The following is a 12,820-nucleotide window of genomic DNA, read 5'->3' as shown; positions in this document are numbered from 1 at the left end:
GAATGTACAATGAATAGAACATCGATGAAATGTTTTATAAATAAAAACATTTCATCGATGTTTCAGCAACTCGCTGGCATGTTTCAAAGCCGCTTCGCCCGGATTGCTGCCACTTAACATTTGCGCAACTTCAACCACCCGTTCTTCATCGTTTAGCCTCCTCATGTTACTGCGTGTTACATCCCCTTCTTCTGCTTTATAGACTTTGTAATGGGCATTTCCCTTCGATGCAATTTGCGGTAAATGGGTGATGGCAATAACCTGCATGTGTTTAGCCATTTCTTCCATAACATTTCCGACTTTAAGGGCAACCTCGCCCGAAATACCGGTATCAATTTCATCAAAAATGATGGTTGGAAGTGCTGAACTTTTAGCAATGAGCGATTTAATGGCCAGCATCAATCGCGACAATTCCCCACCTGAGGCAACTTTATTTAATGGCTGTGGCACCTGTCCCTTATTTGCTGTGAAAAGGAAACGTACCGTATCTGCTCCGGATAAACGCAATGTACTTGAATCCAGCTCAATAGACAAAACACTATTTGGCATGCCTACCTCTGATAGCGCCTCAATTACTGCTTTTTGTACCAATGGGATGGCCTTTTGTCGATTGGCCCTTAGTTCTTCGGCTAGCTTTTCACTAGCCTCACGAAGCGCATCGCTCTCTGCCTTAAGTTTTGCAATCTCCTCATCATTGGACGAGAGTTTAATAAGCTTGTTTTCCAAATCTTTCTGTATGGCTAAAAGCTCTGCAACACTGCTTACATGATGTTTCTGTTGTAATTGATAGAGTAAACTCAGGCGCTCGTTTACCTCGGTTAGACGCCCCTCATCAAAAAGAATGTGCTGCTCGGTCCGTTCTACTTCTTCCGCAATGTCCTTAATTTCTATCAAAGCACTTTGCAAGCGTTCACTTAACTCATGGAGATTACTGACATAACGCTCCGCTTGCTGTATCTGCAGTCCCGCCTCCTTCAATGAATTAATAACGGGCTGCTCTTGCTCACTTAACAAAAAGTTGGCAGCTAATAAGGCGCGCTTAATTTCTTCCGCATGGCTCAGTTGATTCTGCTCCTGTTCCAAGGCCTCCTGTTCATCGCCATTCAATTTGGCAGCGGCCAGTTCGTCATATAAAAACTGATGATAGTCGGCCTCGCTTTGCGCCTGCTTACTTTCCTCTATCAAGTCATGAAGAGCCTGTGTTACCTGTCTATATTTCCTAAAGGTTTCCTGATAGGTTTTTAAGAGCGATCCGTTTTCACCAACACTATCAAGGGTCATAAGCTGAAAATCCTCTGTATTGATTTCCAAGGTAGCGTGCTGCGAATGGATATCGATCAGCCGTTCGCCCAATGCTTTAAGGGTGCTAAGCGTAACCGGGGTGTCATTTACAAAAGCTCGTGATTTTCCGTCAGCACTTATTTCCCTACGGAGGATGGTTTCAGGCTCGTAATCCAGATCCTCTTCCTGAAAAAAATCATCTAGATTATATTCTTCAATTTGAAAAAAACCTTCGATTACACATTTCTGCGCCTGATTATAGAAGTATTTGCTTTCGGCTCTTTGCCCGAGAATGAGGGATAAGGCTCCTAATATAATGGATTTCCCTGCACCGGTTTCACCCGTCAATATATTGAGTCCTTTGGCAGGACTGATATCAAGTTCATCTATTAAAGCGTAGTTTTTTATTAATAAGCGCTTAAGCATCTGTATCGGATCGTGTTTTTTTTAAAGACTTTTTATTGTTTCGTACTTATTGCTATTTCCCGGGTCGGCCTCTGATAATATATTGATTGCCTTTATTTTCTCCGGTCCTGTTAATCCGCCGATTAAGTTTGCTAACTCATCGGATTTGGCAGTGAAAAAAGCTTGGTTGTACATGGCCCCCTGCGCCATCCGATCTACCTTTGCCAGTAGCGGTAGCAAGTCGATCAACTTTCGTTTCGAAGCATTCTGATTATCTGCCATTTTATCCAATACATCTAAATGATAACGATAAGAAAAGCTACGTAGCGGTTCATAATTATTGTCGAGCATGTTATTTACCAACCAGAAACGGTTGTTCATGCTCTCGATCGATTTCCAGCCTGCAAAATTGGCTGTCTGCGCATTGTTCAGTACGTTCTGCGCCAGTGTATAATAGGGTGTTCCACCTTTCTCACTAAACGAATCAGCGTCGAGCCCCACAATAAGGTAGGCGTAATAGGCTAACAACGAAGTGATATTGCTCAGATATTGCTGCGCGGAAAAATCCAAGGGCTCTCCTTCTGTATAGATGAAATCGAAGTTCTTATCGGATAAAGTAAGAATAGGGCTGTTATAGGTGGTGTTGTAGATTGGGCGTGTTGAAATAATCTGCGCCTCGGCTTTGTAGTTGCTGCTACCGTCCCACTCTTTCACCGTAATAACGAAGCTGCAGTCGATACGTTCTTCAGGTAGGATTTGCTGATTACTCCATTTTTTATTATTAAGGAAGTCCGTCATTGCTTGCTGCAATACATCGAAAGCACGCTTATTGGTTGCTTGAACCTGCGGTGACAAAATCTGCACCCGCGCATTTAAGTCTTGCGCCCATGCCGGTGCCAGCGTCGCAATGCTGAATAGAAGAAAAGAAACGAAGGTTCTTGTCATATTATACATGATTAGCATCAAAGGTACGTAATAAGGTAAAATTAAAAATTAAAAATTAAAAAAGCTGACAGCAAAACTTCATCTTCCCTAAAGAGCGCTTCTCAATAGATGAAACCTGCATGAGTTGCAACTCAAAAAAGATAAGAATAAATCTAAGCTCATGCAGGCTTCATTGCCATTAAAAAATAGATTATTCTAATGAAAAAAAGTGTAATTTTACCCCCTTATATAAATACAGTTTACAATAAATCAAACCGATATGGCATACAACCTACTGAAAGGTAAAAGAGGTATTATATCCGGCGCGTTAAATTCCAGTTCTATTGCATGGAAGGTTGCCGAGAAAGCACATGAAGAAGGTGCTACATTTGTGTTAACTAACGCTCCTATCGCTATGCGTATGGGCGAACTCAATGAACTAGCTTCAAAAACAGGTGCGGAAATTATTCCTGCGGACGCAACCAGTGTAGACGATTTAACCAATCTATTCACCAAATCCCAAGAGATTTTAGGCGGTAAAATCGATTTTGTGTTACACTCCATTGGTATGAGTGTAAACGTGCGTAAAAGCATTCCTTATACCGAAGCTAATTACGACTTCTTTCAAAAGGGCATGGACGTATCAGCTTTGTCATTGCATAAAATGCTTCAAGTAGCGATGAAATTAGATGCCATTAATGAATGGGGAAGTGTAGTAGCCTTAACCTATGCAGCCGCTCAACGCACCTACTCCTTCTACAACGATATGGCTGATATCAAAGCTGCCTTAGAATCCATTGCGAGAAGCTTCGGTTATCATTACGGCGTTGCCAAAAAGGTACGTGTTAATACCGTTTCACAGTCGCCTACCAAAACCACTGCCGGACAGGGTATCAAAGGCTTTGGCGATTTCTTTGATTTTGCCGATGCCATGTCACCACTAGGCAATGCCAGCGCAGAACAATGTGCTGATTACTGTATTACCTTATTCTCAGACTTGACCCGCATGGTGACCATGCAGAACTTATACCACGATGGTGGATATTCTTCTACCGGTGTTACCAGCACCATTTTGGAGAAATTCGGTATTGAAGGGTAAGTGTTCAATGATCATATTTTTCAGCAAAAGCAACGGGGATTTCCGTTGCTTTTTTGTTTAGATAATGCCTTAGCGTTAACAGCAAGGACTCCGCTACGACATACTCAGTCAGGAGGTTTTTGCCATCCTCCGATAACTAGGAGGAAGACATTCAAGATGAATAAAATATTTTGGTAAATGTATATAGGTTTATACTTTAAATTTTCAGTTTCGCCTGTAAATTATTATCTTGTCTTCGCGTTTAATACAATAACGCTCCTTTCAAATACCTATTAAAAACAGCAAATTTCTTTGAACTATAAAATGGCCAAGTGTCGATTCCTAAAAAAGCTATACACAAAAAATTAGTGTATGGAAACCAAAGAGGTAGAAATTATTTTCACGGAAAGGACCAGTAAGTATCAGAAATATGACAGGCGTTTAATAGATCATGTAGTTGAACTCTCTGTCCAGGGTGTTCCCACCAGGGACTTAATTCGGCAATATGGGATGTCTGCCGATACGCTGAGAGATTGGATGCATAGATATGGTCCGGTCACCTGCAAACGCAAGAGTTACACCCCGGCAGAAAAGCGTTCGGTAGTCAGGGCATAGAGGCGGGTATGGGTGTCAGGCAGGCACTGGTTTCTTTTAACATTTCATATCCCAGTGTAATACGCCGCTGGATGAAGGAATTTAAGGAAGAAAATGCCGATCTTAGTGTTATCAAACCGATAGTGGAAGTGTCTAAAAAGAAAACAGATCCGTCCGAAAGCGCAGAGGTACAGGCCTTAAAAAAAGCCCTGGAAGCAGCCAATCTGAAGATCAGAGCACTTAATACAATGATCGATATTGCCGAGGACCGACTTAAAATTGATATCAGAAAAAAGTCTGGTGCCAGGCAGTCATCAAAATGAAACAGGACTTCCCCAGACTTGGGCTCAAGTTATTGTGCAGACTGTTTGGCAAGACCGGGCATGCTTATTATGACCATCAATGGCGGGTGCAGGACCTGGGCCTGAAAGATGAGATCGTTTTGCAGCATGTACTGGATATCCGTAAGAAACAAAACAGAATAGGGACTTTAAAGCTCCTTCATATGTTAAAGCAACCTTTGGGACAACATGGCATCAGGATCGGTCGGGACTACCTGTTCAATCTGATGAGGGAACATGGACTGCATATCAGGAACCGTAAAAGAAAAGTGATCACAACCAATTCAAGGCATTGGATGCAAAAATACAGAAACCTGATCAGGGAACTGCCCATCAATGGCCCTGAACAGGTATGGGTAAGTGACATCACCTACATCCAGCTGAAAAAGCAGTGGGGGTACCTCTGCCTCATCACCGATGCTTATTCCAAAAGGATCATGGGATGGGCTTTCCGAAAGGACCTTTCTGCCCAGGGTTGCATTGATGCTTTACAGATGGCGGTAGCGGAGCGCAGATACCCCGGAAACAGGCTTATTCATCACTCGGACAGAGGATCGCAATATTGCAGCAAAGCCTATGTAGACCTGCTTACCGATGAAAATATCGCCGTCAGCATGACCGAAAACGGAGACCCTTATGAAAACGCAATCGCTGAACGGGTAAACGGCATCTTAAAAGCAGAGTTTGGCCTGTACACAGTCCGGTCCGGGTGGAGGGAAACTACAAGAAAGATCAGCGAAAATATACAAACATACAATCAGATAAGACCACATGCCAGTTGCGATTATCTCACTCCCGAACAAGCGCATCTTAAATACGGTGAATTGAAAAAAAGATGGAAACCAAAAAAATATAAAGCAGAGAAAAATAACACTTGTATAACCCAATCAGGAATTACAAATTTGTGTGTATAGTCAATTCAAAATTAATTCAATAACCTGTATAGCTATATCAGGACAAGACAAAGTAGCCATTTGCTAGGGACCTTCTTCGGGGTGAGTCCAGGGTGAGTCCACATTGAGTCCAGGGTGAGTCCACGTTTTAAGTTAAAAACCTGGACTCACCCTGGAAATGATATAGATTGCATGTTCAATAAAGGCGAAGAAGGTATGAAGAAAGTATAGACTTGGTATGAGGAAAAGAAGAACCGGGATTAATAATTGAAACGGCCAAGTATTGGCTAAAAGCGAATATATAAATTATGGCGAAGATTAACAAAAACGGACGACTGAGCGGAAAAAAAGGACATGAAGTTTATCGGGATGTAAATGGCGAATCCATCGTACAAAGTATGCCGAGAGTGGTAAAGCAAACCACCAATACCCGCATTGCTGCGCACGAATTTGGTATCAGCAGCAATGCAACCAAAATTATCCGACAGATAGGGAGTTTGCTTTTTGAGTATATGGATCCTTATGTTTCGGGCAGGTTAAATGCGGTTATGCAAAAATGCGTCAGTCAACTCCCGGAAGCCGCTGGCCACAAAAACCTAAACCAAATAGATCCTAGCCCCTTTATCGGTTTCCAATTCAATCCGGATGCTCCTTTTGAGAAAACCTTGCATGTTTTTCCCCGCTGTTCGGTTCAGCCAGACGGTACCGTAGAGATCACTATCGATGCCATCACACCGAAACAAAATATTCCCTTCTTGCAACGCGATATCAATCCCGATCCCGGGGCTTTTCTCCGGGTCGCATTGGTAAGTATCGACTATGCGCAGGAAGCATATCAAATACTGGCACAGGAAGAAATTATGCTCGTTAAATCAAAAATGGAACAGCCTCCGCTGCCCGCCACCTTTGATGTACAATGGAAATGCCTTAAAAAATTACCTAGAGAAGCCTTGGTATTTGTCTATTTTTCTTTGCATTATTATCAACTCGACTGGCTAGAACAACGAAAAATGATTGGTGAAAAAACAATGAATCCCGCCGGTTTCTTACACGCTTTTTGCGTTAATGAGGAAATGTATATAAAAAATCAGGCAACGGCCATCGGCCCTAACCATCAACCACTAAGAAAAGCTGAATGGTTTTACACCATACTTTCAGAAAAGAAGACCGAAATCGATCGTATTAAAGCAAAGGCAGAAAAAACGAAGAAGAAATGATTAGATGATAAAGAGTAAGTAAATGTACGATTTGGCTGGAAATTGATAGAGCTGATTTATTTAGACCTTGCTTGAGTTATTAGCAAGCCTTGTAACACCAACAGTTTTAGGGTTAGCGGAGAAGTAACAATATCAAGTTTATTCTCCGCTAATATTATTTGATTTATTACCAAGATTCTGATAATATTATTTTCACATATCTTGTTGGAGGACGGTTTTCCATTACCCCTCCCCTTCCGTCTGCCCATTTGGCGTCTAATAGTATGCTGCCAATTGCATAATCATAGCGATAAGCGATCCCGTTATATACCGTCGTTAACGGTTCATAAATTTCGTCCTCAAACATAAGATGAACCGAAACGTCGTCGTTCTCAAAAACTTCACTTGTCAACTCATCAAGTGGTATTTCAACCTCCCAAGCTTCTCCATTATCAATAGACCTCCACGAAGACGAAGGTAATTCCATTACAAATGTTCTATTAGGATTAAAAGTTGGATCATCATCTTTACTACACCCACTCATACCTACCAAACCTACTAAGGCAATCATTAAAAATAAATACTTCTTCATTCGCTATTTGTTTTTAGTTGTTCGTTATTGGTTATTTGTTGCCAGCCATTCGTTATTCGTTCTTGGTTGTTCGTTATTGGTGACGGCGTTCGTAAGGGCAATACTACTTAACTAGACTAGTTAATTGTTAACGGTTATTCATTATTCGTACCAACATTATCACATTAACTAATTAACTAATTCCCTATTCAACATCTCAACCACTCAACGAGTATCTACTTCTTAGAGTGACAAAACATGAAAAGGTTTAAGCAAGAATCGCTCCATAATTTTAATTTAGTGAATAGGGAGTAGTTAATATGGAGTATGGAGTAGCATTATCCTCTTTTTCAACGCATAGTGAATAACGTAATTTCACCTCATTTTGTTATCCTTGTAGTAGAAATAACAAAGATGCCATGACGAACATTCAAATAAAATACAATTTACTTGATGCCGCTTCACAAAAAGAGGTAAGCGACTTTGTTGACTTTCTATTAAACAAAAAAAAAGTGGAGAATCTCTCTTCCTACAAAAGAAAATATTAAAAGTTTCCGCTTGGGCAGAAGAAGATATTAAACGAATTGAGGAGGCTCAAAAGCATATTAACAACTGAATCCACTCCCCTAGTCAACTATTTTCCTATTCAACTATTGGCTAATTAAATCAACGATTCGACTACTCAACGATTTAACAAAACCCCAACAAAAAAGCGTCACGCAAATGCGCGACGCTTTTTCTATATTAAGCTGATAGTCGATTGCTGAAATCCCTTAGCTACTTGCTATTGCTTCCGTCTTTCTCATCTTCATGCTCTTTCTCGATATCTGTAGGCTTAGCCGACTTCTTACTATCGCTCTTATGTGAGCCATTTACTACAATCTCTTCTTTTTCCTTATTGTAGTCAATTTCTAAAGTAGCGCCATCTGCTAAATCACCTTTCAGAATTTCTTCCGCAATTGGATCTTCCAAGTACTTCTGAATGGCACGTTTCAATGGACGAGCTCCGAAATTACTGTCAAAGCCCTTCTCCGCAATGAATTCTTTCGCACCTTCTGTTAAGTTCACGGTATAGCCCAAACCTTGGATACGGGTGAACAATGCTTTCAACTCGATATCGATAATCTTGAAGATCTCTTCTTTACCAAGTGAATTGAACACAATCACATCGTCTACACGGTTTAAGAACTCCGGAGCAAAAGCGCGTTTTAAGGCATTCTCGATGACACTCCGAGAATGCGTTTCAGCCTGTGTAGCCTTCGCACTCGTCGTGAAACCAACGCCTTGACCAAAGTCTTTCAATTGACGGGCACCGATATTCGAAGTCATGATAACGATCGTATTTCTAAAATCCACTCTTCTACCCAAACTATCGGTTAACTGTCCTTCGTCCAATACCTGTAATAGCAAGTTGAACACATCCGGGTGAGCTTTTTCGATTTCATCTAATAGAACTACAGAATACGGTTTGCGACGTACCTTTTCAGTTAACTGACCGCCTTCTTCATAACCGACATATCCTGGAGGCGCTCCTACTAAACGTGATACAGCAAATTTTTCCATGTATTCGCTCATATCGATCTGGATCAAAGAATCCTCGCTGTCGAACATAAAACGTGCTAACTCTTTCGCTAATTCCGTTTTACCGACACCTGTAGGCCCTAAGAAGATAAAGGAACCGATTGGTTTTTTCGGATCTTTCAAACCGGCACGGGTACGTTGAATCGCCTTCACGAGTTTCTTCACCGCATCATCCTGTCCGATAATCCTTCCTTTCATCGATTCGGCCATGTTTAGCAGCTTTTGGCTGTCGGTTTGTCCAACACGTTGAACCGGAATACCGGTCATCATCGACACCACTTGAGCAACATCATCTTCCGTAACGGTATAACGTTTGGTTTTCGTTTCCGCTTCCCAAGCTTGCTTTTCACGATCCAACTCTTCCAGTAATTTCTTCTCCGTATCACGAAGCTTAGCAGCTTCCTCATACTTCTGACTACGAACTACTTTATTCTTCTCCACTTTGATATCTTCGATTTTCTCTTCAATATCAATGATGCTCTGTGGAACATGAATATTTGTTAGGTGAACACGTGACCCTGCTTCATCCAAGGCATCAATTGCCTTATCAGGCAAGAATCGGTCAGTAATGTAGCGAGTAGTTAAACTCACACAGGCTTCAATCGCCTCCGGTGTAAAAGTTACCGCGTGGTGCTCTTCATACTTATCCTTGATACGGTTAAGAATTTCAATCGTTTCCTCATGCGTTGCCGGTTCGATCATTACTTTTTGGAAACGACGGTCTAAAGCCCCATCCTTTTCAATATACTGGCGATATTCATCCAGCGTAGTGGCTCCGATACATTGAATTTCTCCACGTGCCAAAGCTGGTTTAAACATGTTCGAAGCATCGAGTGATCCGGAAGCTCCGCCGGCGCCCACGATGGTATGAATTTCATCGATAAATAAAATCACATCAGGTGATTTTTCGAGTTCATTCATCACCGCCTTCATCCGCTCTTCAAATTGACCGCGGTATTTAGTACCTGCGACTAGGGACGCCAAATCTAAGGTAACTACTCTCTTGTTAAAGAGCACCCTAGAAACTTTCCGTTGTACAATGCGCAAGGCTAAGCCTTCGGCGATAGCCGATTTACCAACTCCGGGTTCACCAATTAAAATCGGGTTATTCTTTTTACGACGTGAAAGAATCTGAGATACGCGTTCAATCTCTTTTTCACGTCCAACGATTGGATCTAAACGCCCTTCTTCTGCAGCTTTGGTTAAGTCGCGACCAAAGTTATCCAGTACCGGGGTTTTCGATTTAATATCTGACACTTTTTTAGGTTGGCTGAAGCTATCTTCATCGCGGAAATCATCATCTCCCGCAGCCGAACCGGCTGCTTGGTCGGTGATTTCCGTTTTGTTCTGCTCTACCTCAGCTTTGAAAATATCATAATTGATATGGAATTGCTGAAGTATCTGAGAAGCAATATTATCTTCGTCTCTTAAGATAGAAAGTAATAGATGCTCGGTGCCAATAATTTCGCTCTTAAATATCTTAGCTTCTAGGTAAGTAATCTTGAGCACTTTTTCCGCCTGCTTCGTCAGTGGAATATTGCCAAGATTAGCCGAAGTGGATGACGTCCCTTTTACAGCCTCTTCAATGGAGCGGCGTAAACGGGCAGTATCTACCCCCACATGCTTTAATATTTTGATTGCTAAACCATCTCCCTCGCGGATCAGGCCCAGCAAGAGGTGCTCGGTGCCGATGTAGTCGTGTCCAAGTCGAAGCGCTTCTTCCCTGCTATAGGAGATAACGTCTTTTACGCGTGGCGAGAATTTTGCTTCCATGAATGTATTTACCTTTCTTTTAATGCTCTAATGTATAAAATTATTAATTAAAACTTTGAGCGCTTTATGTAACTTTTATCAACAATTACGCCATTTCTCTCATATGCAATTCTTGTCAGTCTTTATGATACCTAAAGTTACGCGTTTATGACTAAATATCGCCATCTTTGCAGTAGAATTTTATCACGAATATGTCAGACGAGAAAGTAATATTTTCGATGGCCGGTGTAAATAAGATTTACCCGCCTCAAAAACAGGTACTAAAAAATATCTATTTATCTTTTTTCTACGGTGCTAAAATTGGCGTAATTGGTTTAAATGGCTCCGGAAAATCTTCCCTCTTAAAAATCATAGCCGGTTTAGACAAATCTTACCAGGGTGAAGTTGTTTTTTCTCCGGGGTATTCGGTGGGTTATTTAGCGCAAGAACCTATTTTAGACCCCGCAAAAACAGTGAAAGAAGTAGTGGAAGAAGGAGTCGCTGAAACGAAGGCCATCTTAACGGAATACGAGGAAATTAATGAAAAATTCGGGTTGCCGGAGGTGTATGAAAACCCGGATGAGATGGAAAAATTAATGAATCGACAAGGTGAACTACAGGATAAAATCGACGCCACCGGTGCTTGGGAATTGGACAATAAGCTTGAACGGGCCATGGATGCCCTGCGCTGCCCCGATCCCGACGCATCAATTGCCAATTTGTCAGGAGGCGAACGCAGAAGAGTGGCATTATGTCGGCTTCTACTTCAAGAGCCGGACGTGTTACTGTTAGACGAGCCAACGAACCACCTGGATGCCGAGTCGATCGACTGGCTGGAACAGCATCTACAACAATATAAAGGAACGGTGATTGCGGTAACACACGATCGCTATTTCTTGGATAATGTGGCCGGATGGATTTTGGAGCTAGATCGCGGGGAAGGTATTCCTTGGAAAGGCAATTACTCTTCCTGGTTAGATCAAAAGGCTAAACGTCTGGCACAGGAAGAAAAGACGGAAAGTAAACGCCAAAAAACACTCGAACGGGAGTTGGAATGGGTGCGGATGGCTCCGAAAGCGCGTCACGCCAAATCCAAGGCCCGTCTTTCCAATTACGAAAAGTTGGCTTCTGAAGAAACGAAGGAAAGGGAAGAAAAGTTGGAGCTCTTTATTCCTCCAGGCCCTCGTTTGGGAAATGTGGTGATTGAAGCGCAAAATGTAACCAAGGCTTACGGCGATAAAGTGCTGTTTGAAAACCTCACTTTTTCACTTCCTCCTGCGGGTATTGTTGGTATTATAGGACCAAATGGTGCAGGAAAAACTACATTGTTCCGATTGATCACCGGACAAGAGCAACCGGACAGCGGCTCCTTCCGGGTAGGAGAAACCGTTGCATTGGGTTATGTGGATCAAATGCATGACGACTTAGATCCGAACAAAAACGTCTGGGAAAATATCACCGGAGGGCACGATAACATCGTCCTAGGGAACCGCACCGTTAATTCCCGGGCTTATGTTTCCAAATTCAACTTCAATGGTGCCGACCAGCAGAAAAAGATCGACGTACTATCGGGCGGTGAGCGCAATCGCGTGCACTTAGCCATTACCCTTAAGAAAAGTTCCAATGTTTTACTGCTGGACGAACCAACCAATGATATTGATGTGAATACGCTTCGAGCGTTGGAGGAGGGTCTCGAGAATTTTGGTGGCTGTGCCGTGATTATATCACACGACCGTTGGTTTTTAGATCGAATCTGTACACACATCCTCGCTTTTGAAGGCGATTCCCAAGTTTATTTCTTTGAAGGAAACTACTCGGAGTATGAAGAGAACCGGAAGAAACGATTGGGAGACACAGGACCGAAGCGGATTAAATACAAGAAGTTGGTTAAGTAAGTTACCAGTTGTGAGTTGCGAGTTATTAGTTGTTTGTTATTAGTTATTAGTTGTTCGTTATTGGTTATTGGTAATTCGTCAAACACTGGCCGAATAACTAGTAACCGGTAACGAATAACTATATATTTTTCCTCAACATAAAAAACACATCTTCTTTTGTCGTTGAATCGTTAAATAGTTGAGACGTTAAGTTGTCGAGTTGTTAAATCGTATTAATACTTCCCTACTTAACTACTTCTCTACTTAACTATTTCCCTACTTAACTATTTCTCTACTTAACTACTCCCCTACTTAACTACTTCCCTACCC

Annotated in this window: 10 protein-coding genes; 6 read left to right on the top strand and 4 right to left on the bottom strand. The window is 41.9% G+C overall.

Annotation, left to right across the window (positions count from 1 at the left end):
- Nucleotides 1–51: 51 nt before the first annotated feature.
- Together recN and porD are read right to left on the bottom strand one after the other, a co-directional pair.
- The gene (gene recN / locus M1D52_RS04660; RefSeq protein ID WP_437394224.1) at nt 52–1,707 is read right to left on the bottom strand and encodes a DNA repair protein RecN; all 1,656 of its coding nucleotides are present in this window, start codon (nt 1,705–1,707) and stop codon (nt 52–54) included.
- 21 nt (nt 1,708–1,728) lie between these two features.
- Nucleotides 1,729–2,631: a type IX secretion system protein PorD gene (gene porD, locus M1D52_RS04655; RefSeq protein WP_437394225.1), complete on the bottom strand. Its 903-nt coding sequence runs from the start codon at nt 2,629–2,631 to the stop codon at nt 1,729–1,731.
- Nucleotides 2,632–2,890: 259 nt separating this feature from the next.
- Between porD and M1D52_RS04650 the strand changes: the two genes are divergently transcribed.
- The 4 genes from M1D52_RS04650 to M1D52_RS04635 all read left to right on the top strand — a co-directional run bounded on the left by M1D52_RS04650 (nt 2,891) and on the right by M1D52_RS04635 (nt 6,733).
- Nucleotides 2,891–3,709: an enoyl-ACP reductase FabI gene (locus tag M1D52_RS04650; protein WP_013663709.1), complete on the top strand. Its 819-nt coding sequence runs from the start codon at nt 2,891–2,893 to the stop codon at nt 3,707–3,709.
- Nucleotides 3,710–4,374: 665 nt separating this feature from the next.
- On the top strand, nt 4,375–4,605 hold the full coding sequence (locus M1D52_RS04645) for a hypothetical protein (protein WP_437394226.1): 231 nt from the start codon (nt 4,375–4,377) through the stop codon (nt 4,603–4,605).
- On the top strand, nt 4,602–5,537 hold the full coding sequence (locus M1D52_RS04640; RefSeq protein ID WP_437394227.1) for an IS3 family transposase: 936 nt from the start codon (nt 4,602–4,604) through the stop codon (nt 5,535–5,537). The genes M1D52_RS04645 and M1D52_RS04640 overlap by 4 nt, the downstream gene beginning before the upstream one ends.
- A gap of 287 nt (nt 5,538–5,824) precedes the next feature.
- On the top strand, nt 5,825–6,733 hold the full coding sequence (locus M1D52_RS04635) for a hypothetical protein (RefSeq protein WP_437394228.1): 909 nt from the start codon (nt 5,825–5,827) through the stop codon (nt 6,731–6,733).
- Nucleotides 6,734–6,899: 166 nt separating this feature from the next.
- On the opposite strand, the gene M1D52_RS04630 is transcribed toward M1D52_RS04635, so the two are convergent.
- The gene (locus tag M1D52_RS04630) at nt 6,900–7,304 is read right to left on the bottom strand and encodes a hypothetical protein (RefSeq protein ID WP_377612920.1); all 405 of its coding nucleotides are present in this window, start codon (nt 7,302–7,304) and stop codon (nt 6,900–6,902) included.
- Nucleotides 7,305–7,702: 398 nt separating this feature from the next.
- On the opposite strand from M1D52_RS04630, the gene M1D52_RS04625 reads away from it, so the two are divergent.
- Nucleotides 7,703–7,831, top strand: a complete 129-nt coding sequence (locus tag M1D52_RS04625) for a hypothetical protein (RefSeq protein WP_437394229.1) — start codon at nt 7,703–7,705, stop codon at nt 7,829–7,831.
- A gap of 229 nt (nt 7,832–8,060) precedes the next feature.
- On the opposite strand, the gene M1D52_RS04620 is transcribed toward M1D52_RS04625, so the two are convergent.
- A complete protein-coding gene (locus tag M1D52_RS04620; protein ID WP_130858544.1) occupies nt 8,061–10,637 on the bottom strand; it encodes an ATP-dependent Clp protease ATP-binding subunit in 2,577 nt (858 codons plus the stop codon).
- A gap of 191 nt (nt 10,638–10,828) precedes the next feature.
- Here M1D52_RS04620 and ettA point away from each other — a divergent pair, with 191 nt between their 5' ends.
- On the top strand, nt 10,829–12,511 hold the full coding sequence (gene ettA, locus M1D52_RS04615) for an energy-dependent translational throttle protein EttA (protein ID WP_130858545.1): 1,683 nt from the start codon (nt 10,829–10,831) through the stop codon (nt 12,509–12,511).
- Nucleotides 12,512–12,820: the final 309 nt, after the last annotated feature.

It is taken from the genome of Olivibacter sp. SA151 (assembly GCF_054130995.1).
The sequence above is the reverse complement of the archived record's forward strand: the minus strand, read 5'-3'. Positions and strand labels throughout refer to the sequence as shown.